Origin of the sequence: Lentzea xerophila, assembly GCF_051094245.1 — a bacterium.
In the GTDB taxonomy this organism is placed as follows: Bacteria; Actinomycetota; Actinomycetes; order Mycobacteriales; family Pseudonocardiaceae; genus Lentzea; species Lentzea xerophila.
This window is the reverse complement of the sequence record NZ_CP194934.1, coordinates 2308920-2330394: the sequence shown is the minus strand read 5'-3', so window position 1 is coordinate 2330394 and position 21475 is coordinate 2308920. Positions and strand designations below refer to the sequence as shown.

The window sequence follows — 21475 nt, the reverse complement described above, 5'->3', positions numbered from 1 at the left end:
GTGCGGCCCTCACCGTCGTCACGTCCGGCTCCATCATGAACTCATGATGGAGAACGGCCTTCAACCGTGGGAACGAGTCCAGAACTGGTTGCGCGACAACGCATCGCGCACCTTCGATCAGATTTCCGCGCGTTCCGGTGCCATTGGGCGATGGCGCTTGGCCGGGGCGGTCGACCTCTTTCCACCGAAGTACACGCCGCTGTCCTCAGAGGACTCGAACCGGAAACGCATCCGCAAGACCACCGAAGTGCGTGACGGCGCGCTGATGTGGCAGTCCGTGCCCACTTAGAGTGTCTTCAGCACGTCCAGGTCCACTCCGACGAGCGAGTCGCGGAAGATCCGCCTCTCCCCCGCCGGCACCTCGACGTCACAGGGCACCACCAGCACGGTGCACCCGGCGGCGACAGCAGCCGCGACGCCCGTGGGCGAGTCCTCGACCGCCACACACCGCGCCGGGTCCACGCCCAGCAGCCGGGCCGCCTTCAGGTACGGCTCGGGCAGCGGCTTGTTGAGCCCGTCGACCTCGTCGCCGCACACGGTCACGTCGAACAGGTCCCGCCCGATCGTGTCCAGCGCGACCTCGGTCAGCGACCGCTCGGTCGACGTCACCAACGCCATCGGCACCCCCGACGCACGCACGGCGCGCAACGCGTCCTGGGCACCCGGACGCCACGGCAGGCCGGCGCGGAAGACCTCCTCGGTGCGGCGCGAGATCCACGCGGCGCCGTCGGTCATGTCGGCCTCGGTGGGCTCGATGCCGACGTCGGCGAACAGCAGGCGCATCGTGGTGGGGACGTTGCTGCCGACCATGCGTTCGCGGGTCTCCAGCGACAGGACACCGCCAAGCTTCTCCGCGTACTCGTAGAGCGGGATGTCCCACAGCTTCTCGGAGTCGAGCAGCGTGCCGTCCATGTCCCACAGGACAGCTTGCAGGTCAGACATTGAAGTACTTCGCCTCCGGGTGGTGCGCCACGAAGGCGTCGGTGGACTGTTCCGGGTGGAGCTGGAGTTCCTCGGACAGCGAGACCCCGATGCGCGACGGGTCGAGCAGCTCGACGATGCGCCCGCGGTCTTCCATCTCGGGGCAGGCGCCGTAGCCGAACGAGTACCGCGCGCCGCGGTAGCCGAGCTTGAAGTACTCCTCGACGTCCGCCGGGTCCTCCGCGGCGACATTGCCGCCTGAGGGCCACACGAGCTCTTCGCGCACGCGCTTGTGCCAGTACTCGGCCAGCGCCTCGGTGAGCTGGACCCCCAGTCCGTGGACTTCCAGGTACTCACGATACGCGTTCTTGCCGAAGAGATCGTTCGCGTAGTCGGCGATCGGCTGGCCCATCGTCACCAGGTGGAACGCGATCACGTCGACCTCACCGGACTCCTTCGGGCGCCAGAAGTCCGCGAGGCAGAGCCGGCGATTCCTTTTCTGGCGCGGAAAAGTGAACCGGAAGCGCTCGGCGGAGTCCGGCGACGGCTCCGTGAGGATCACCAGGTCGTCGCCGTCCGAGACGCACGGGAAGTAGCCGTAGACGACGGCGGCGTGGGCAAGAACACCCTCCGTGGCAAGGCGTTCCATCCAGTAGCGCAGGCGCGGGCGGCCCTCGGTCTCGACCAGTTCCTCGTAGGTCGGGCCGGCGCCGCGGGTGCCCTTGAGGCCCCACTGGCCCATGAACGTCGCCCGCTCGTCCAGCAGCGCGCTGTAGTCCGCGACCGGGATGCCCTTCACGACCCGGCTGCCCCAGAACGGCGGCGCCGGGATCGGGTTGTCCGCGGCCACGTCCGAGCGGCCGGTGACGGTCTCCTCCTCGGCCACGGCGGCTTTGCGGGCCGCCGCGATGCGCAGCGACCGTTCGCGGCGCGCCTTGCGTTCGGCGGCCTTCGCCTCGGCCTCGGGGTCCACCGGAGGGGCCTCGCCGCGCTTGGCAGCCATGATCGCGTCCATCAGCCGCAGGCCCTCGAAGGCGTCCCGCGCGTAGCGGACGTCGCCGAGGTACATCTCGGTCAGGTCGTTCTCGACGTACGCGCGAGTCAGAGCCGCGCCTCCCAGCAGCACCGGCCATCGGGCGGCGACACCCCGGGAGTTCATCTCCTCGAGGTTCTCCTTCATGATCACGGTCGACTTGACCAGGAGGCCGGACATGCCGATGGCGTCCGCGCGGTGCTCCTGCGCGGCCTCCAGGATCGCGTTGATCGGCTGCTTGATGCCGATGTTCACGACCTCGTAGCCGTTGTTGGACAGGATGATGTCGACGAGGTTCTTGCCGATGTCGTGGACGTCGCCCTTCACGGTGGCGAGCACGATCCGGCCCTTGCCGCCGTCGTCGGACCGTTCCATGTGCGGTTCGAGGTGCGCGACGGCGGTCTTCATGACCTCGGCCGACTGCAGCACGAACGGCAGCTGCATCTGACCGGAGCCGAACAGCTCGCCCACGGTCTTCATGCCCGCGAGCAACGTGTCGTTGATGATCTGCAACGCCGGGCGCTCGTCCAGCGCGGAGTCGAGGTCCGCCTCGAGACCGTTGCGCTCGCCGTCGACGATCCGGCGCTCCAGCCGTTCGAACAACGGCAGCGCGGCCAGTTCCTCGGCGCGGGAGGCGGAGCTCGACTTCGTGGTGACGCCCTCGAACAGCCCCATGAGCTTCTGCAGCGGGTCGTAGCCCTCGCGGCGGCGGTCGTAGACCAGGTCCAGCGCGACCGCGCGCTGCTCGTCGGGGATGCGCGCCATCGGCACGATCTTGGAGGCGTGCACGATCGCGGTGTCGAGGCCCGCCTGCACGCACTCGTGCAGGAACACGGAGTTCAGCACCTGCCGCGCGGCCGGGTTGAGTCCGAAGGAGACGTTCGACAGGCCCAGGGTCGTCTGCACGTCCGGGTAACGGCGCTTGAGCTCGCGGATCGCCTCGATCGTCTCGAGGGCGTCGCGGCGGACCTCCTCCTGGCCGGTGGAGATCGGGAACGTCAGGCAGTCGACGATGATGTCGTTGACCCGCATGCCCCAGTTCGTGGTCAGGTCCTCGATCAGCCGGGTGGCGACGCGAACCTTCCACTCGGCCGTGCGGGCCTGGCCCTCCTCGTCGATGCACAGCGCCACGACCGCCGCGCCGTGCTCGGAGACCAGCCGCATGATCTTCTGGAACCGCGAGTCGGGACCGTCGCCGTCCTCGTAGTTGACCGAGTTGACGGCGCTGCGGCCGCCGAGGCACTCCAGACCGGCCTGGAGCACCGCGGGTTCGGTGGAGTCGAGCATGATCGGCAACGTGGACGCGGTGGCCAGCCGGGACGCCAGCGCGCGCATGTCCGCCTCACCGTCGCGGCCCACGTAGTCGATGCAGAGGTCGATCAGGTGGGCGCCCTCGCGCGTCTGGTCGCGCGCGATCTCGATGCAGTCCTCCCACTTCTCCGCCAGCATCGCCGCGCGGAACGCCTTGGAGCCGTTGGCGTTCGTGCGCTCGCCGATCATCAGCACCGAAGCGTCCTGTTTGAACGGGACGGCCTGGTACAAAGAGGACACTCCGGGCTCCGGACGCGGCCGTCGCGCCGACGGTCCGAGCTCGCGGACCGCCTCGGCCACCTGCCGCAGGTGCTCGGCGGTGGTGCCGCAGCAGCCGCCGACGAGCCGCGTGCCGAACTCCCGCACGAACCCGGCCAGCGACTGGGCCAGTTCCTCCGGCGACAACGGGTAGACCGCGCCGTTCGGCCCGAGCTCGGGCAGTCCGGCGTTCGGCATCACCGAGAGCGGGATGCGCGCGTGCTTGGACAACGTGCGCAGGTGCTCGCTCATCTCGGCGGGGCCGGTGGCGCAGTTGAGTCCGATCAGGTCGATGCCCAGCGGCTCCAGCGCGGTCAGCGCGGCACCGATCTCCGAACCGAGCAGCATCGTGCCGGTCGTCTCGACGGTGACCTGGGCGATGATCGGGACGAACCGGCCCTCGGCGGTCATCGCGCGCTTGGCGCCGATGATGGACGCCTTGGTCTGCAACAGGTCCTGCGAGGTCTCGACGATGACCGCGTCCACGCCGCCGACCAGCAGGCCCTTGCACTGCTCCTGGTACGCGTCGCGCAACGTCGCATAAGGCGCGTGGCCGAGCGTCGGCAGCTTGGTGCCGGGGCCGACGGACCCGAGCACGAACCGGGGCTGACCGGGTGTGCTGAACTCGTCCGCGACCTCCCGCGCCAGCGCGGCGCCGCGCTCGGACAGGTGGAAGATCTGGTCCGGAATGTCGTACTCGGCCAGGTTCGCGAGGTTCGCGCCGAACGTGTTCGTCTCGACGGCGTCGACACCGACCTCGAGATAACCGCGATGCACGGCCTTCACGACGTCCGGCCGTGTCACGTTCAGGATCTCGTTGCAGCCCTCTAGACCGTTGAAGTCGTCAAGAGAGAGGTCAACGGCCTGAAGCATGGTGCCCATGGCACCGTCAGCGACGACAACACGGTTCACCAGCGCTTCCAGCAACGGCGACTCTCCGCGATCACGCATGGGCCAAGCCTACGATGAGTTGGATGGGGGAGGCCGTAGTCTGGCGCCGTGAACGATCCGTCCCAGGAATCCCCGGCCCCCTCGAACCCGCGCAAACCGCTCACGGCTCCGATCATGGTCTGCGCGTTCGAAGGATGGAACGACGCCGGCGACGCCGCCAGCACCGCGATCGAGCACCTCCAACTCACCTGGGACGCCACGCCGCTCGCCGAGATCGACCCGGACGACTACTACGACTTCCAGGTGACGCGGCCCTCCGTCCGCCTGGTGGACGGTGTCACCCGCAGGGTCGACTGGCCGACGACGCGGCTGTCGGTGTGCCGCCCGCCCGGTTCGGACGTGGACGTGATCCTCGTGCACGGCATCGAGCCGAACATGAGGTGGCGCAAGTTCGCCGCCGAGCTGCTGGGTCACATCGACGCCCTCGGGGTGACGACGGTGGTGACGCTGGGTGCCCTGCTGATGGACACGCCCCACACGCGCCCGGTCCCGGTCACCGGCACGGCCTACGACGCGGACGCCGCCGAGAAGTTCGGCCTGGAGCACTCGAAGTACGAGGGTCCGACGGGCATCGTCGGCGTGTTCCAGGACGCGTGCGTGCAGGCCGGCATCCCGGCGATCTCGTTCTGGGCCGCCGTCCCGCACTACGTCTCGCAGCCGCCGTCCCCCAAGGCCACGCTCGCGCTGCTGCACCGGGTGGAGGAGGTCCTCGACATCGAGGTCCCGCTCGGCGCGCTGCCGGAGCAGGCCGAGGAATGGGAGCGCACGGTCTCCGAGATGGCCGACGAGGACGAGGACGTGCGCAACTACGTGCGCGCGCTCGAGGAACGCGGCGACGCGGCCATGCAGATCACCGAGGCTTCGGGGGACGACATCGCCGCGGAGTTCGAGCGCTACCTGCGCCGCCGCGGCCGCGGTCCCGGCTGGCCGTCAACGGGCCCACGCTGACCCCGCTCGACGGACCGCACGCGGGGACCCCGCGTACTACAAGACAGTACGAAAGCTCCCCGCGTGCACTCCGAGGTCGCCGGGAGCAGGCTGCCCGGCACCGGCGTCCGTCGGCAGCACCTGTAGTACGCGGGGCCCTTTCGTACTACAGGACGGTACGAAAGGGCCCCGCGTGCAGATCAGTGAGCGGGGGGAGATGGCTGTGGGGCGGCTGGCGCGCGCCGGGTTGTACGCCGGGGCCTTGATCGGGCCGTTCGGCGGCGCCGTGACCACCTCGATCCTGCCCGAGATCGGCGACAGCTTCGGGCGGTCGGCGGGCAGCGCCGCCTCGACGCTGACGTACTACCTGGTGCCGTTCGCGGTGCTGATGCTCGCGTCCGGCACGCTCGCGCAACGCTGGGGTCCACAACGGACTGTCCGGTTCGCGTACATCGCCTATGCGGTGACTTCTGTGCTGGCCGCGTCCTCCTGGACGTTCGAGGTGCTGCTGGCCTCCCGCGCGTTGCAGGGCGCCGCGAACTCGTTCACCACTCCGGTGCTGCTGGCGGTGATCGCCGCCTCGACACCGAAGGGCAAGCTCGGGCGCGCGCTGGGGCTGTTCGGGTCGATGCAGGCGGCCGGGCAGACCTCGGCCCCGCTCGTCGGCGGCCTCACCGCCGAGGTCGACTGGCGGCTGGCGTTCGTGGTGATCGCGGTGGTCGCCGTCGGGCTCGCAGTCCTGGGCGTGCCGGAGACCGACGCCGCGCCGGAACGCGACGTGAGTCTGCGCAGCGCGTTCGTGCCGAGCACCGTCAGGCCCGCCGTGATCGCGTTCGTCGGCTGGGGCTGTCTGGGTGGCCTGTCGTTCCTCGTGGCGTTCCGGCTGGACGACGTGTTCGGCCTCGGCGCCGGTGAACGCGGGCTACTGCTCACGGGCTTCGGCATCGTCGGGTTCCTCACCGCCCGGCAGATCGGCAGGGCCATCGACCGGTTCGGCGCGGCGACCACCGTGGTCGTCGGCGCGACGCTGGGCGCGGGGCTCGTCGCGGCGGTGGGTACGTCGCCGTTCGCCGCGATGGTGGTCATCGCGTGGGCGCTGACCGGGGCCGCCGCGCAGGGCGTGCTGGTGAGCCTCAACGCGTTGGTGCTGCAGAGCGAGAACGCCAACAGGGGTGGCAGCGTCAGTGTCGTGCAGTCACTGCGCTTCATGGGCGCCGCCGCGGCCCCGCTGGCGTTCGTCCCGCTCTACCAGTCGCACCCGCTGCTGGGGTTCCTCGTCCCGGCAGCACTGCTGGTCACCGTGCCCGCGGTCGTCACGTGGACAGGTCGCGGCGGCGGAAACCGGCGAACCCCGCCGCCAGCAGCACCACCGCCACCACTGTGAGCCACGCGAGCGGCCCGAAGGTGATGTCCGGGTACTTCGGGACGTGCGTGAACGGCGAGACGTCGATGATCCACTGGTCGAGCTGCAGGGCCGGGCCGAGCAGCGTGATCACCAGCGACACCGACACCACCGCCCAGCTCACGCCGGTGAGCTGCGGGAACAGCCCGAACAGCACCAGCGCGACGCCCGCGACCACCCAGGCGGCCGGCAGCTGGACCAGTGCCGCGCCGAGCATCCGGGGCAGCACCGCGCCCAGGTCGCCGGTCTGCAGCCCGTGCACGAGCCCGAGCCCGAGCCCGGACGCCGCCAGCACGATCGCGCCGCCGGCCAGGGCGAACACGGCGTGCGAGGCGACCCAGCCCCAGCGCGACACCGGTGTGGCGAGGATCGGCTCGGCACGGAACGACGTCTCCTCCGACCGCAGCCGCAGCACGGCCTGCACGAGGTAGATCGACGTGATCAGGCCCAGCAGCTGGGTGATGGTCGCGAAGAACGCGTCCACCATCGCGTCCGCACCGCCGATCTGCTGCACGATCTGGCCGAGCGTCGGGTTGTCCTGCACCATCTGCCCGACCGCCTGCGCGACGCTGCCGTAGATCATGCCGACCGCGAGCAGCGCCAGCGACCAGCCGATGAGCGAGCCCTTCTGCAGCCGCCAGGCCAGGCCGAACGGGGTGCCGATCGTGCCCTCGGGAGGTCCTGGGCGGGTCGCCAGCAGGCCGAGCCCCACGTCCCGGCGCGTGACGAGGTAAGCCGAGACGCCGATCAGGAGCACGAACGCGGCCAGCGAGAGGCCGAGCACCCAGAACCTGTTGTCGGCGAACGACCGCACGTGCTCGGTCCAGCCGATCGGTGAGAGCCAGGTCAGCCACTGCGGCCCCGACTCCCCCGCCGCGTCACCGGCCGCGCGGAAGAGGTAGGTCACGCCGAGGAACCCGCCCGCGAGCGCGTTGGACACGCGCGAGTTCTCCGAGAGCTGCGCGGTGAACGCGCTGACGCCGGTGAAGACCAGCCCGACCGAGGCCGTGGACAGCCCGAACGCGAACGAGCCGGACGCGTCGAGCCCCTTGCCGATCAGCGCCAGCGCCTGCAGCAGGCCGATCAGCAGGCTCGTGCCGCCCGCGACGATCACCGCGGCGGCCAGCGGCGCGTGCCGGCCGACGACGGCCGCACTGATCAGTTCGGTACGGCCGGCTTCCTCTTCCGCGCGCGTGTGCCGGGTGACGACCAGCAGAGCCATGATCGCGATGAACAGGCCCGCGAACACGCCCCAGCGCCACACGACCAGACCGCCGAGCGACGACGAGTCGTGCAACGGGCCGAGCATCGCGAGGAACGCGGAGTTCGCGTTCGCGGTGACGCCGAGCAGCGCCCGCGACTCGGCCGACCCGTACAGCTCCTCGAGCGCCGTCGTCGTCGAGTAGGTGACGCCGGCCAGGAAGAGCACCCAGACCGGCAGCAGGACGCGGTCCCGGCGCAGCGCCAGCCGGACGAGGTGCCGGGTGCCGACGAACGTGGTGCCGCTCATTTCGCGTCCTCGTAGTGGCGCAGGAACAGTTCCTCCAGCGTCGGCGGCTGCGAGGTCAGCGTGCGCACGCCCGTGGAGACGAGCTGCTTGAGCACGGGGTCGAGCTGGTCCGAGTCGACCTCGAACCGGACGCGGTTGCCCTCGGCGACGAGGTCGTGCACCCCGGCCAGGTCCGCGAGGCCGTTGGGCGGGCCCGCGAGCTCGGCGGAGATCGACGTGCGGGTGAGGTGCCGCAGGTCGGCGAGCGTGCCGGTCTCGACGACGTGACCGTTGCGGATGATCGACACCCGGTCGCAGAGCGCCTCGACCTCGGCGAGGATGTGGCTGGAGAGCAGCACGGTGCGGCCGCGCCGCCGTTCGTCGTTGATGCAGTCCTGGAAGACGGCCTCCATCAACGGGTCGAGGCCGGAGGTCGGCTCGTCGAGGATCAGCAGCTCGACGTCGCTCGACAGGGCGGCGACCAGCGCCACCTTCTGCCGGTTGCCCTTGGAGTAGGTGCGGCCCTTCTTTCGCGGGTCCAGTTCGAAGCGCTCCAGCAGCTCGGTGCGGCGGGCCTTGTCGAGGCCACCGCGGAGCCGTCCGAGCAGGTCGATGACCTCGCCACCGGTCAGGTTGGGCCAGAGGTTGACGTCGCCGGGGACGTAGGCGAGGCGGCGGTGCAGGGACGCGGTGTCCTTCCACGGGTCGCCGCCGAGCAGCCGCGCGGTGCCGGAGTCGGCACGCAGCAGGCCGAGGAGGATCCGGATCGTCGTCGACTTGCCGGAGCCGTTCGGGCCGAGGAAGCCGTGGACCTCACCGGTCTGGACATCCAGGTTCAGATCGTCCAGCGCACGCGTCGGGCCGAAGGTCTTGACCAGGCCCGACACGGATATCGCAGATGTCATGGCCGGTAAGCTACACTTCTTTCACAACTTCGTGAAGCACGTAAATTTTGCTCGAACGGCTGACGGAAGGGAATGATGCCGCCGTGACCAGAGCTACAGAGCGTGACACGCAGGCGGTGAGCCAGTTCGTCGAGCGGTTCGGCGGGATTCTGGCGGACACCGGCGTGCCCCGCATGCCGGCTCGCATCCTCGCGGCGCTGCTGACGACGGACTCCGGGCGGCTCACCGCAGCCGAGATCGCCGACCTGCTGCAGATCAGTCCGGCGGCGGTGTCGGGCGCGGTGCGCTACCTGACCACGGTCCAGATCGTCAGCCGCGAACGCGAGCCGGGATCCCGCCGCGACGTCTTCCGGATGCGCGACAACGTCTGGTACGAGACGACGTTCCGCAAGGACCAGATGCTCGTGCTGATCGACGAGGTGCTCACCGAGGGCGTCGAGGCGCTCGGGCCGGACACCGAGGCCGCGCTGCGGCTGGACGAGACGCGCGAGTTCTTCCGGTTCGTGCACGGCGAACTCGGCTCGCTGCTCGACCGATGGCGCACGCACCGCGAGAAATGGCTCGAAGAACACTGACCCCGAACGGCCATGGGGGTGACATTCATGGACCTGAGGTCCATGAATGTCACCCCCATGGCTTGTGCGTCAGCCCGTGACGAGCGTCAGGTCGTACGCCGAGAGGATCTCGTTGACCGGCTGGAAGTAGGTCGTGCCGCCGCTGGAGCAGTTGCCGCTGCCACCGGAGGTGACACCCTGCGCCTGCGTGCCGCTGACCCACGAGCCACCCGAGTCACCGGGCTCCGCGCACACGTCGGTGCGCGTCAGACCGCTGACGGAGCCCTCCTGGTAGTTCACCGTCTGGCTCTTGGCCTGGACCTCGCCGCAGTGCCAGCCCGTGGTCGAGCCGGACCGGCAGATCGAGGCGCCGACGGCGGACTCGGTGTGACCGGACACGACGACGTCGGCGCCGCCGTAGTGGTTCACGTTGGCCGTGGGCGTCCACGACGAGTTGGCCTTGACCCACCCGTAGTCGTTGCCCGGGAAGGACGAGGCCTCGAACGCGCCCAGGTCGGTGCGGTCGACGCCGGCCACGCTGTCACCGGCGGAGCCGCAGTGCCCGGCGGTGACGAACCCGCCCTGCACCGCGAAGCCGACGGAACACCGTCCCGCGTTGTTGATGTAGTAGGCGTCGCCGCCGCGGATGTCCTTGAACAACCGGGGCGCCTCGTCGGTCTCGACGACCTTGGCGAGGGTGCCCGCCTTCTCCACCAGCGGCGCGGCCGCCTCGGCCTGACCTCGCCTGACAGTGATCATCACTGCGTTGGCCTTGGTGTCCACGAACCAGCCGGTGACCGCGGCGGGCGCCGGCGAGGCGTCGAGCTTCGCCTTGGCCGCGTCGAGGTCACTGGCCTTGTGGGCGACCGTGCGCGGCTCCGCGCCGAGCCGCCGGAGCCGGTCGGCCTTGGCCGCGTCGGTCACGCCCACGACGAGCTTGCCGGTGGACGCGTCGAACCACGCGCCACCGAAGCTGTCGCCGGCGAAGTTCTCCACAACGCGCTGCAGGACCGCGGCCGCGCTCTCCTGGCGCAACCGTTCCGCCGCCTGCTGGGCGTTCAGTCCGAGGTCGCGCTGCATCGCGGCGAGCAGGTCGGCTGACGGTTGCGGCGCGGCGACGGCGGCAGGGGAGGCCGTGGTCGCGAACGCACCCGCCAGCACGGCGACTGCCGCGACAGCCATGCGCTTCATAGGCACTTCTCCTTGATCTTCGGTTTGTGCAGGGCCGGTGTAACGCCGGACCGGGCAACCGCGATGAGGAGATCGGCTGTGCTGCAACACAGCCCGCACGACACCGGATGAATGGCGTCCCCAGGCGGTCGAACTGCCCGATCAGTTCGTTCCTCCGTCTGGGTGACGCTAACTCGTGCTGCCTACTGGTCGGTAGGGCCGATCGAGGGGTGGACCTCTCGGCGTTCGGGTTGATATAGGGAAACCAAATGCGTTCTCTCGGCCTATTTCCGTAACTGAGAGCGACCAGTCGCTTTGACACGGAACGCCAAAACTGTCAACAGTTCGCAACCGACGGCGTATCCCTCTGACCTGCGGTTTAGGTCTAGCGTGCAGATCACCCTGTTCCCTGCACGAGGGAGAACCCTGCAATGCGAAGAGTCTTGGGTACGGGACTCGCCGCCGCCGCTGCCGTCTGTCTGGCAGCCGCTGTGGCTCCCGCCGCATCCGCTCAAGAAAACGTGGGGACGATTCTCGGCGCCGACCGCGCCAGGGTCGTGAAGGACAGCTACATCGTCTCGCTCAAGGCCGGTGCGGCGTCGAGGGCCGCCGCTCCGGAACTGGCGAGCCGCTACGGCGGCCAGGTCGGCAAGGTCTGGCAGCACGCGCTCAACGGCTTCTCGGTGACGATGACGGCCAAGCAGGCCGCCCGTCTCGCCGCGGACCCGAAGGTCGCGTTCGTCGAGCAGGACGCCGAGGTCAGCCTCCTCGACGTCCAGCAGAACCCGCCGTCGTGGGGCCTGGACCGCGTCGACCAGCGGGACCTGCCGCTGAGCAACAGCTACCAGTACAACACGACCGCGTCGAACGTGACGACGTACATCGTCGACACCGGTGTGCGCACCACGCACCAGACGTTCGGCGGCCGTGCCACCTGGGGCACCAACACCTCCGGTGACGGCAACAACAGCGACTGCAACGGCCACGGCACGCACGTCGCCGGCACCGTCGCGGGCGCCGAGTACGGCATCGCGAAGGCCGCCAAGGTCGTCGCGGTGAAGGTCCTGAACTGCCAGGGCTCCGGCACCATCCAGGGCGTCGTCGACGGCGTCAACTGGGTGACCGCGAACGCGGTGAAGCCCGCGGTGGCGAACATGTCCCTCGGTGGTGGCGCTGCCGCCGCCCTGGACACGGCCGTCCGCAACTCCGTCGCGTCGGGCGTGACCTACGCCCTCGCGTCCGGTAACTCGAACACCGACGCGTGCTCGTCGTCGCCGGCCCGCGTCGCCGAGGCGATCACGGTCAACGCGTCGACCAACACCGACGCGCGTGCCTCGTTCTCCAACTACGGCACCTGCACGGACATCTTCGCGCCGGGCCAGAACATCGTGTCGGCGTGGCACACCAGCGACACCGCCACGAACAACATCTCCGGCACGTCGATGGCGTCTCCGCACGTCGCGGGCGGTGCGGCCCTGTGGCTCGCCACGCACCCGACCGACAGCCCCGCCGCGGTCTGGGCGGGCCTGAACGCGGCGTCGACCCCCAACAAGATCAGCAACCCCGGCTCCGGTTCCCCGAACAAGCTGCTCTACACCCTCTTCGGTGACGTGCAGCCGGGCGACCCCTCGGTGACCAACCCGGGCACGCAGACCTCGACGGTCGGCACCCCGGCGTCGCTGCAGCTCTCCGCGAGCGGCGGCACCGCGCCGTACACCTGGTCCGTCTCGGGCCTCCCGGCCGGTCTGTCGGCGTCCGCCTCCGGCGCGATCTCCGGCACCCCGACCACGGCGGGCACCTCCACGGTGACCGCCAGGGTGACCGACTCCGCCGGCAAGACCGGCTCGGCGACGTTCTCGTGGGTCGTCAACGCGGTCGGCGGCAGCTGTGACGCCAGGACCAACTCCACCCCGGTCCGGATCCCGGACAACACCACCGTGACCAGCACGATCGTCGTCTCCGGCTGCGCGGGCAACGCGTCGGCCACCTCGTCGATCAAGGTCGCGATCACGCACAGCTACAAGGGCGACCTCGTGGTCGACCTGGTCGCGCCCGACGGTTCGGTCTACAACCTGCACAACCGTTCCGGCGGCTCGGCCAACGACATCAACGAGACCTACGCCCGGAACCTCTCGGGTGAGGCCGCCAACGGCACGTGGACCCTGCGCGTGCGTGACGCGGCGTACTTCGACACCGGCACGTTGAACAGCTGGACGCTCGACGTCTGATCGTTTCCGGTTGAACGAACCGCCCCCGGTGCTTCCGCCTCGGGGGCGGTTCCCCGTTTCCGGCCCTCGTTCGTCCCGAGTGCATACTCTGCCGGTGAATCCCGGCGAGAGATGGCGCGTCGCCCTGCACAACGACGACCACAACACGTTCGCGGTGGTGCACTACCTGCTGCGCAAGATCTGCGGTCTCGACTGGGAAAGCGCGCGTGACCTGGCCATCCGGGTCCACGAGAAGGACGGCGCCTTCGTGGGCGTCCACGACCGGGAGACCGCGGAAGCCCTGGCGGTGGAACTGCTGCGGCACGGGCTGTCGGCGAGCGTCCGGAGGGCGGCGTGACGCAGTTGTTCAGCGCCGAGCCGGTCGGCGGCGGCGTGCGGGTGGACATGCACCGGACGTTCGCCTGGGGCATCGGGCGGGCGCTTCGCCGGCTCTCACTGAGCTACCGGCGCGGTAACCCGTTGTACGCGCTGCAGAGGCCCGCGTGGATGGTGCGCCACGCCTCCCTGCTGCGGCGCCTCTACCCGGAGGTGGCGCAGTCGCCGAAGGAGTCGGACGCCTTCCTGCGCCGGCACCGGGACGTGCTGGCGGACCGGGCGCTCGTCGAGCGGGTGCGAGCCCGCTGGAGAGGTCCCAGGCCCTTCGTGCTGACGCACGCCGAGGTCGATGAATGGATCGCGGTGCTGGGACAGGCCCGCCTGCTCCTCGAGACGCAGGCGTACGCCAAGAGGGCGATCCCGTTGCTGAGCGCCAGTCAGGAGCTCCTGGTGATGGCCGTCGCCCCGGACACGTTCGCCGGCCCGCACCGCGAGCAGGAGACCGGCACCGACCAGACCGTGTGAAGGCCGTACCGCATACTTCGCCGGTGAATCCCGGGGAGAGATGGAGCGTCGTCGTGCACAACGACGACCACACGCCGTTCGCCGTCGCCTGGCACCTGATCCGCACGGTCTGCGAGCTCGGCACGAACACCGCGCGCGACCTGACGACGATGATCCATCACAGCGGCAGCGCGGGGATCGGCAGCTACGACCGCGAGACGGCCGAGTCCGTCGCGCTGAGATTCATGCGGGCGGGCATGCGGGCCACGGTCCAGCGAGCCGACGTCGACGACGAGCCGTACTTCACCGCACGACGGGTCGACGGGGGCGTCCTGGTGGAGGTCCCCGAGCGGTTCGCACGGGGCTGGGAGCCGGCGTTCCGGACGCTGGAGAACGTCTACCGCCGCAACGTGATCGTGTACGGACTCCGCTTCCCCCGGCCTTTCATGACGCGGCGGCCGTTCCTGCGCAGGATGTTCCCGGACATCGCCGCGTCGCGGTGGCGGTCCGCGCTGGTGCGGCGGCGGCACCGGAAGATGCTCGCCGACCGTGCGCTCGTCGACCGGGTGTGGGAGCAGTGGATCAACGCCGAGTCGCTCGTGCTGACCACCGCCGAGGCCGAGGAGTGGATCGTGGTGATCAGCCAGATCCGCGCGCTGTACCGGCAGCTCCGCAAGGCGACCGCGCTGCACTTCCAGACGCTCGCGTACATCCAGCACCAGCTGGTGGCGGCGGTCGATCCCGAGGTGGTCGTCCCGGGGAGCGAGCCGGTGGCCGCCGAGGAGACGGCCACCGGTCAGCCGGTTTAGAGCTCCACGCCCAGAAGCGCGTCCACGGCCGTGCGGACCTGCGACGGACCGTGCCGGTCCGAACCGCCGTGCGCCAACGCCTCGTCGGCCCACGCGTCGATGGCGGCCAGCGCCTTCGGGGTGTCGAGGTCGTTGCCCAGGTGGTCCCGCAGCCGCGTCACGGTGTCCGCGGCGGACGGCCCCGACGACAGCTCGACCGCGCGGCGCCACTTGGCGACGCGGACCAGCGCCTCGTCGAGCAGCGCCTGGGTCCACGGGCGGTCGGCGCGGTAGTGGCCCGCCAGCAGCGCGAGGCGGATGGCGTTCGGGTCGACCTTCTCGGAGCGCAGCTTCGAGACGAAGACCAGGTTGCCGCGCGACTTCGACATCTTCTCGCCGTCGAGGCCGATCATGCCCGCGTGCACGTAGTGGCGCGCGAACGGGTGCTGGCCGGTCTGGGCCTCGGCGTGCGCGGCGGAGTACTCGTGGTGCGGGTAGATCAGGTCGGAGCCGCCGCCCTGGACGTCGAAGCCGATGCCGAGGCGGTTGTGGGCGATGGCGCTGCACTCGATGTGCCAGCCGGGGCGGCCCTCGCCCAGCTCGGACGGCCAGGAGGGCTCGCCGGGGCGCCGCACGCGCCACAGCAGGGCGTCGAGGGGGTGGCGCTTGCCCGGGCGGTCCGGGTCGCCACCGCGTTCGGCGAACAGCTTGAGCATCTTCTCCTCCGAATAGTTCGACTCGTAGCCGAACCGCCCGGTGGCGTTGTGCTCGAAGTAGATGTCCGGGTACTCGGCGTCGTCCACCCGGTAGGCGACGCCGTCGTTGAGAAGTTTGGCGACCACCTCGACGATCTCGGGGATCGCCTCGACGATGCCGACGAAGTCCTGCGGCGGCAGGACGCGGAGTGCCTCCATGTCCTCGCGGAACAGCGCCGTCTCACGCATCGCCAGGACGACCCAGTCGTCCTGGTCGCGCTCGGCGCGCTCCAGCAGCGGGTCGTCGACATCGGTGACGTTCTGGACGTAGTGCACGTTGTGGCCGTTGTCGAGCCACACGCGGTGCACGAGGTCGAACGCGAGGTAGGTCGCGGCGTGGCCGAGGTGCGTCGCGTCGTACGGCGTGATGCCGCAGACGTACAACCTGGCGGTGTCTCCTGGAGCCGTGGGGCGCACTTCGCCCGTAGCCGTGTCGAACAGCCGCAGCGGGCGGGGGTCCCCCGGAACCCGCGGCACAGGAATGGATGACCAGGTCTGCATGCTTCCGACACTAACGCGTGCCGCCGGGTGGAGCGCACTTTCCGGCTGTTGGAACCACCACCCCGATCGGACCAGGACAGAAAGATCGGACATTCGTTGACGACGTTGTCAGCGCACCCCTAGTTTCCGAAGGCATGCTTCGTGTCGTCGTAGCCACGGTGGTAGCGCTCTCACTCTCCCCCGCCACCGCCCAGGCGGAACCCCTGGACGTCTTGGCGTATCTGGAGAATCCCAGAATGACGGGGGAGCACCAGGAGCCCCCGCACCCGGACCTGAAGCCCGAGCGGCGCCTGAGCCTGAACGGCGACTGGCGCATCCGGATGTTCGACAAGCCCGAGGACGTCAGGGACACGCCGGACGGCTGGCGCACGGTCAAGGTCCCCCACACGTGGCAGACCGACTTCCTCGACCACCCGATGTTCCGCAACATCCCCACCGAGATGTACCCGGACGACCCGCCGGCGATCCCGCGCGACGTCAACCCCACCGGCGTCTACGAGAAGACCTTCGACCTGCCCGCGAACTGGGACCGCACGCTGGTCCGCTTCGAGGGCGTGACCAGCGGATACTTCGTCTGGGCCAACGGCGCGTACGTCGGCTACGACCAGGGTGGCTACACGCCCGCCGAGTTCGACGTCACCAGCAAGCTCAAGCCCGGCCGAAACACCCTGAAGGTCCAGGTCCACCGCTGGTCCGCGGGCTCCCACCTGGAGGACTACGACCAGTGGCGGTTCTCCGGCATCTTCCGCGAGGTCTGGCTCTACTCCACCCCTCGGACGTACCTCCAGGACGTCACGATCAAGACCGATCTCGACGCCGAGTACCGCGACGCCACGCTCAGCGCGGACGTGAAGATCGGCGGGCCGGGCGAGGGCCACACCGTCCGGACCAGGCTCTTCGACCCGCAGGGCCGTGAGGTCGCCGTCCGGGACGGCAAGGTCGCGAACCCGCTGAAGTGGACCGACGAGACCCCGAACGTCTACGAGCTGCGGATCGAGCTGCTCCGGGACGGCCGCGTCGTCCAGACCGGCAGGCAGCCGGTCGGGTTCCGCGAGATCGAGATCATCGACAGGCAGTTGAAGATCAACGGCAAGCGCGTGGTGTTCCGCGGCACCAACCGGGCCGAGACGAGCGTGCACGGCAGCCGCTACGTCACCCGCGCTGACCAGGAAAAAGACGTCCAGCTGATGAAGCGGTTCAACATCAACGCGGTCCGCACCTCGCACTACCCGAGCGACCCGTACTTCTACGAGCTCGCGGACCGCAACGGCCTGATGATCGCCGACGAGGTCGACATCGAGACCCACCACCACGACGGCTGCCCGAACAACTGCCTCGCCGAACGCCCGGAGTGGCAGGACGCGTTCCAGGAACGGTTCGTCGCGATGATGCAGCGCGACAAGAACCACCCCAGCGTGATCATGTGGGACACCGGCAACGAGGCGGGTCTCGGCAAGGCGCACTACACGATGGCCGAGTACGCGCGGAAGCACGACACCCGCCCGCTGTACCACCAGCCGAACGTGCCGGACGGCGACGCTCCGTTCGCGGACGTGGCCGGGCCGCGCTACCCGTCGCCCGCGAGCCTCGAAGCCAAGGCGAAGACGACGACCAAGCCGATCATCATGGGCGAGTACGCGCACGCCATGGGCAACAGCCTCGGCAACTTCAAGGAGTTCTGGGACGTCGTGCGCGCCTACCCGCAGGTGCAGGGCGGCTTCATCTGGGACTGGGCCGAGCAGAACATCGCGCTGCCGCTCTTCACCACCCCCGACGACGCCAACGGGATCCTCGCCTACCTGTCCGGCAAACCGTCCCAGGTGGACGGACCGCACGGCAAGGCGTTGCGGCTCAGCGGACTCGACGACTTCGTGGAGGTCTACCGCGACCGCAAGCTCGACGAGGTCACGACCGGCCTCACCCTGGACGCCTGGGTCAAGCCCGACACCTGGACCGGTGACTTCACGGTCATCTCCAAGGGCGACCACCAGTACGCGCTGAAGATGTCCAACGCCACGACGCTCGAGTTCTTCATCCACAGCGGCACCTGGCGCACGGTCCGTGCCACGGTCCCGGCGGACTTCCAGGGCAACTGGCATCGCGTCACCGGCACGTTCGACGGCTCGAAACTGCGGTTGCTGATCGACGGCCGTGAAGTCGCCACCGCGGACTACACCGGCTCGGTCGACTGGTCGCACTGGCCGGTCAACATCGGCCGCAACGCCGAGACCATGCAGGAGAACGTCGGGACCCGCATGGCGCACGGCAGCGTCGACCAGGTCCGGATCTACCACCGCGCCCTGTCCGAGTCCGAGCTCGCCGCGGACCCGAAGCGGGAGGCGGTCCTGGCGCTCGACTTCGAGAGGCTGGAGGACAAGGGCCGCCACGAGTCCTACGGCGCGGGCACCGGCGGTGTCGACGGCGTGGTGTGGGCGGACCGCAGGCCGCAGCCGGAGACCACCGAACTGATGGCGGTCCACTCCCCCATCCGGTTCTCCTTCGCGGACAACAAGCTCACGATCGTCAGCGAACGCCGGTTCACCGGCACCGACGACCTCGAGCTGCGCTGGCAGGTCCAGGACAACGGCCGCACGATCGCCCAGCACCGCGGCAGGCTCCAGCCGGGCACGACCACGTTGCCGGACTTCACCGCGGCGACCGAGCGCCGGCTGACCGTCCGCGCGACCGACCGGCAGGGCAACGACGTCGGCATCGCCCAGTTCCCGGTGGGCGGCGGCACGCAGATCGCCGGCCTGCACGCGCAGGGGTTCCGCGGCACGCTGACCACCACCGAGAACAACGACGAGATCGTCGTGTCGGGCCGGGACTTCCGGTACGTCGTCAGCAAGAAGTCCGGCACGCTCACGTCGATGCGCGTACGCGGCACCGAGCTGCTCAGGACCGGCCCGGAACTCGACGCGTGGCGCGCGCCGCTGTCCAACGAGTACATGAGCGAGGACGGCTCCTGGTACCGCAACGGCCTAGACCGCCTCAAGACCACGCCGTCGAGCGTGACGGTCGCCCAAAACGCGACGGACACGACCATCACGGCCAGGTCCACGGCCCAGGGGGTGCAGAACGCGTCCTTCGGCCAGACCTTCACCTATCGGATCACCGGCGCCGGCGAGATCACCGTCGGCCACCGGGTCGCGGCGCGGGACCGCATGCGCGACCTGAGCTACCTGCCCGGCATCGGTTTCACGCTCAAGGTGCCCGACGACTACCAGAAGTTCACCTGGTACGGCCGTGGTCCCGGCGAGAACTACGACGACCGCCTGGCCGGCAACCCGATCGGCGTCTACCAGTCCACTGTGGACAAGGAGTTCAACGACTACTACAAGCCGCAGGACTTCGGCAACCACGCGGACACGCGCTGGGCGACGCTGTCCAACGGCCGCGCGGGCCTGCTCGTCGCGGGCGACCTCGACGTGCGGGTGTCGCGCTACGACGACCTGGACCGGGCAGCGTACCCGTTCGCGCTCAAGAAGAACGACGGCTGGACCACCCTGCACGCCGCGCACCGCGTGACGGGCGTCAGCGAGACGTTCCACGAGCCGCTGCCGCAGTACCAGGTGGAGGCGGGCAACGAGTACGCGTACTCCGTGCTGCTGCGCCCGCTCACGCCCGTGGAGGCCGCGACGGGCAAGCTCGGCCGTCACGTCGACTGCGCGCCCACGACGCAGCTCAACGCCGCCGACACCACTCTCGAACCCGGCGAGCAGGTCGAGGCCGAACTGGTGGTGACCAAGCCGTGCCCCGGCGTCACGACGGCACGGCTGACCGCGCCGGACGGCTGGTCGGTCTCCCCTTCCACCGTCGAGGTCACCGGCGGCTCCGCGAAGGTGACGATCACGCGGGAGGGCGGCGCGACCGGCACCCGCCCGGTGTTCGCCGAGGTCACCACGGGCAAGGGAACGACGAGCCTGACCAAGGACTTCACCGCCACCCCGCGTCCGCCGCAGGGCGAGACGCCGGTGTCCGCGCTGGAGTTCCTCGGCGAGCGCAACGGGTGGGGCCCGATCGAGCGCGACCGCAGCAACGGCGAGAACGTCGGCGGTGACGGCAACCCGATGAGCATCCGTGGCGCGAAGTTCGACAAGGGCGTGGGCACGCACGCCGACTCGGAGTTCCAGGTCTACACCGGCGGCAGGTGCTCCGCGCTGACCGCCACCATCGGTGTCGACGACGAGACGAACGGCGGCGGCAGCGTGCGGTTCGAGGTCCTGCGCGACGGGCAGCAGATCTACCAGAGCCCGGTGCTGACCGGACGGAGCGCCGCCGTCCCGATCACCGTCGACACGTCCGGAGCAACCGTGGTGACGTTCCGGGTCACAGACGGGGGTGACGGGAACGCGAACGACCACTCCGACTGGGCGAACCCGGTCTTGAGCTGCGCGTAGGGCCGGTATCGAAGTCCCGTTCGATGAGAGTCGCGCCTGAGGTGGTTTCCGGTGGTGCGGCCGGACGACCCGCATACCGGTGTTGTATGTGGGCCGTCCGGCCGTGCCGCCAGGGGCCGCCTCAGGCCCGGCTATCGCGAACATGGACTTCGATACCGGCCCTAGCGGCGTACCGTAGGGATCAAGGGCATTCGCCGGCGAAGGGCGGGGTCTCATGATCTTCTTCGAAATCCTCGGCGGACTGATCGCGCTCGGAGGCCTCGGCCTCGCCATGAGCGCCAGAGTGATCAAACAGTTCGAACAGGGACTGGTGTTCCGGTTCGGCAAGCTCCAGCAGGGCGTGCGCGGGCCGGGGCTGACGATGGTGATCCCCGGGGTCGACCATCTCCGGAAGGTCAACCTGCAGATCGTCACCCTGCCCGTGCCGGCCCAGGACGGCATCACGCGCGACAACGTCACCGTGCGCGTCGATGCCGTCGTGTACTTCAAGGTGCAGGACGCGGCGAAGGCGATCATCAACGTCGAGGACTACCGGTTCGCGATGTTGCAGGTCGCGCAGACGTCGTTGCGGTCGATCATCGGCAAGAGCGAGCTCGACGACCTGCTGTCCAACCGCGAGCGCCTCAACCAGGGCCTGGAGCTGATGATCGACACGCCCGCGCTGACGTGGGGCATCGACATCGACCGCGTTGAGATCAAGGACGTGGCGCTGCCGGAGAGCATGAAGCGCTCGATGTCGCGGCAGGCGGAGGCCGAACGTGAGCGCCGTGCCCGCATCATCACCGCGGACGGCGAGCTGCAGGCGTCGAAGAAGCTCTCCGAGGCCGCGGGCACGATGGAGGCCACGCCCGGCGCGCTGCAGCTGCGGCTGCTGCAGACCATCGTGGAGGTGGCGGCGGAGAAGAACTCGACGCTGGTGCTGCCGTTCCCGGTGGAGCTGCTGAGGTTCCTGGAGAAGAACACCAACATCGAACTGCCGAAGAGCGAGCCGACGGATTCCCCCATGTGAGTTAACCGGAGTAACGCCTCACTGCGCCCGACGACGTCCGGGCAGGGGGTAGTG

At 69.5% G+C, this 21475-nt stretch carries 16 protein-coding genes; 10 read left to right on the top strand and 6 right to left on the bottom strand.

From position 1 onward, the window contains the following. Positions 1-43 precede the first annotated feature (43 nt). The gene (locus ACRSBM_RS11510) at positions 44-289 is read left to right on the top strand and encodes a hypothetical protein (RefSeq protein WP_434442786.1); all 246 of its coding nucleotides are present in this window, start codon (positions 44-46) and stop codon (positions 287-289) included. Here the strand turns inward: ACRSBM_RS11510 and ACRSBM_RS11505 are convergent. Together ACRSBM_RS11505 and metH are read right to left on the bottom strand one after the other, a co-directional pair. Further along, positions 286-942, bottom strand: a complete 657-nt coding sequence (locus ACRSBM_RS11505) for an HAD family hydrolase (RefSeq protein WP_434442784.1) — start codon at positions 940-942, stop codon at positions 286-288. The genes ACRSBM_RS11510 and ACRSBM_RS11505 overlap by 4 nt on opposite strands. Further along, positions 935-4474 carry a methionine synthase gene (gene metH / locus ACRSBM_RS11500; protein WP_434442782.1) on the bottom strand — a complete coding sequence of 1180 codons (3540 nt, stop codon included), beginning with the start codon at positions 4472-4474 and terminating at the stop codon, positions 935-937. The genes ACRSBM_RS11505 and metH overlap by 8 nt, the downstream gene beginning before the upstream one ends. 48 nt (positions 4475-4522) lie before the next feature. Between metH and ACRSBM_RS11495 the strand changes: the two genes are divergently transcribed. Beyond that, a complete protein-coding gene (locus tag ACRSBM_RS11495) occupies positions 4523-5422 on the top strand; it encodes a PAC2 family protein (RefSeq protein WP_434442781.1) in 900 nt (299 codons plus the stop codon). Positions 5423-5618: 196 nt separating this feature from the next. Beyond that, positions 5619-6785, top strand: coding sequence for an MFS transporter (locus ACRSBM_RS11490; RefSeq protein ID WP_434453053.1), 1167 nt, complete (start codon positions 5619-5621; stop codon positions 6783-6785). Here the strand turns inward: ACRSBM_RS11490 and ACRSBM_RS11485 are convergent. Both ACRSBM_RS11485 and ACRSBM_RS11480 read right to left on the bottom strand, forming a co-directional pair. Further along, complete coding sequence (locus ACRSBM_RS11485) at positions 6715-8313, bottom strand: ABC transporter permease (RefSeq protein ID WP_434442779.1); 1599 nt, start codon at positions 8311-8313, stop codon at positions 6715-6717. The genes ACRSBM_RS11490 and ACRSBM_RS11485 overlap by 71 nt on opposite strands. Continuing rightward, positions 8310-9197, bottom strand: a complete 888-nt coding sequence (locus tag ACRSBM_RS11480) for an ABC transporter ATP-binding protein (RefSeq protein ID WP_434442777.1) — start codon at positions 9195-9197, stop codon at positions 8310-8312. Before ACRSBM_RS11480 ends, ACRSBM_RS11485 begins: the two co-directional genes overlap by 4 nt. Before the next feature lie 83 nt (positions 9198-9280). On the opposite strand from ACRSBM_RS11480, the gene ACRSBM_RS11475 reads away from it, so the two are divergent. After that, positions 9281-9772 (top strand): GbsR/MarR family transcriptional regulator, encoded by a 492-nt coding sequence (locus ACRSBM_RS11475; RefSeq protein WP_434442775.1) that lies wholly within the window; start codon positions 9281-9283, stop codon positions 9770-9772. A gap of 69 nt (positions 9773-9841) precedes the next feature. Here ACRSBM_RS11475 and ACRSBM_RS11470 read toward each other — a convergent pair whose 3' ends face one another. Next, entirely contained in the window at positions 9842-10942 is a 1101-nt protein-coding gene (locus ACRSBM_RS11470; RefSeq protein WP_434442773.1) for a S1 family peptidase, read from the bottom strand. Between the two features lie 500 nt (positions 10943-11442). Between ACRSBM_RS11470 and ACRSBM_RS11465 the strand changes: the two genes are divergently transcribed. The 4 genes from ACRSBM_RS11465 (at position 11443) to ACRSBM_RS11450 (ending at position 14777) form a co-directional block, all read left to right on the top strand. Further along, positions 11443-13149, top strand: coding sequence for a S8 family serine peptidase (locus ACRSBM_RS11465; RefSeq protein ID WP_434442771.1), 1707 nt, complete (start codon positions 11443-11445; stop codon positions 13147-13149). A 94-nt stretch (positions 13150-13243) separates the two neighbouring features. After that, on the top strand, positions 13244-13486 hold the full coding sequence (locus tag ACRSBM_RS11460; RefSeq protein WP_434442769.1) for an ATP-dependent Clp protease adaptor ClpS: 243 nt from the start codon (positions 13244-13246) through the stop codon (positions 13484-13486). Further along, entirely contained in the window at positions 13483-13989 is a 507-nt protein-coding gene (locus tag ACRSBM_RS11455; protein ID WP_434442768.1) for a hypothetical protein, read from the top strand. The genes ACRSBM_RS11460 and ACRSBM_RS11455 overlap by 4 nt, the downstream gene beginning before the upstream one ends. A gap of 23 nt (positions 13990-14012) precedes the next feature. After that, positions 14013-14777 carry an ATP-dependent Clp protease adaptor ClpS gene (locus ACRSBM_RS11450; RefSeq protein ID WP_434442766.1) on the top strand — a complete coding sequence of 255 codons (765 nt, stop codon included), beginning with the start codon at positions 14013-14015 and terminating at the stop codon, positions 14775-14777. On the opposite strand, the gene mshC is transcribed toward ACRSBM_RS11450, so the two are convergent. Beyond that, complete coding sequence (mshC, locus tag ACRSBM_RS11445; RefSeq protein ID WP_434442764.1) at positions 14774-16012, bottom strand: cysteine--1-D-myo-inosityl 2-amino-2-deoxy-alpha-D-glucopyranoside ligase; 1239 nt, start codon at positions 16010-16012, stop codon at positions 14774-14776. The two genes, ACRSBM_RS11450 and mshC, sit on opposite strands and share 4 nt — an antisense overlap. A gap of 236 nt (positions 16013-16248) precedes the next feature. On the opposite strand from mshC, the gene ACRSBM_RS11440 reads away from it, so the two are divergent. Both ACRSBM_RS11440 and ACRSBM_RS11435 read left to right on the top strand, forming a co-directional pair. Next, positions 16249-20412 (top strand): glycoside hydrolase family 2 TIM barrel-domain containing protein, encoded by a 4164-nt coding sequence (locus tag ACRSBM_RS11440; protein ID WP_434442762.1) that lies wholly within the window; start codon positions 16249-16251, stop codon positions 20410-20412. 214 nt (positions 20413-20626) lie between these two features. Beyond that, complete coding sequence (locus ACRSBM_RS11435; protein ID WP_434442760.1) at positions 20627-21421, top strand: slipin family protein; 795 nt, start codon at positions 20627-20629, stop codon at positions 21419-21421. The last annotated feature ends 54 nt before the right edge of the window (positions 21422-21475 follow it).

Excerpts from the sequence above, each read along its gene's own strand:
- ACRSBM_RS11440 (WP_434442762.1), top strand. The coding sequence starts at position 16,249 with ATGACGGGGGAGCACCAGGAGCCCCCGCACCCGGACCTGAAGCCCGAG.
- ACRSBM_RS11480 (WP_434442777.1), bottom strand. The coding sequence starts at position 9,197 with ATGACATCTGCGATATCCGTGTCGGGCCTGGTCAAGACCTTCGGCCCG.
- ACRSBM_RS11505 (WP_434442784.1), bottom strand. The coding sequence starts at position 942 with ATGTCTGACCTGCAAGCTGTCCTGTGGGACATGGACGGCACGCTGCTC.
- mshC (WP_434442764.1), bottom strand. The coding sequence starts at position 16,012 with ATGCAGACCTGGTCATCCATTCCTGTGCCGCGGGTTCCGGGGGACCCC.
- metH (WP_434442782.1), bottom strand. The coding sequence starts at position 4,474 with ATGCGTGATCGCGGAGAGTCGCCGTTGCTGGAAGCGCTGGTGAACCGT.
- ACRSBM_RS11485 (WP_434442779.1), bottom strand. The coding sequence starts at position 8,313 with ATGAGCGGCACCACGTTCGTCGGCACCCGGCACCTCGTCCGGCTGGCG.
- ACRSBM_RS11470 (WP_434442773.1), bottom strand. The coding sequence starts at position 10,942 with ATGAAGCGCATGGCTGTCGCGGCAGTCGCCGTGCTGGCGGGTGCGTTC.
- ACRSBM_RS11435 (WP_434442760.1), top strand. The coding sequence starts at position 20,627 with ATGATCTTCTTCGAAATCCTCGGCGGACTGATCGCGCTCGGAGGCCTC.
- ACRSBM_RS11510 (WP_434442786.1), top strand. The coding sequence starts at position 44 with ATGATGGAGAACGGCCTTCAACCGTGGGAACGAGTCCAGAACTGGTTG.
- ACRSBM_RS11490 (WP_434453053.1), top strand. The coding sequence starts at position 5,619 with ATGGCTGTGGGGCGGCTGGCGCGCGCCGGGTTGTACGCCGGGGCCTTG.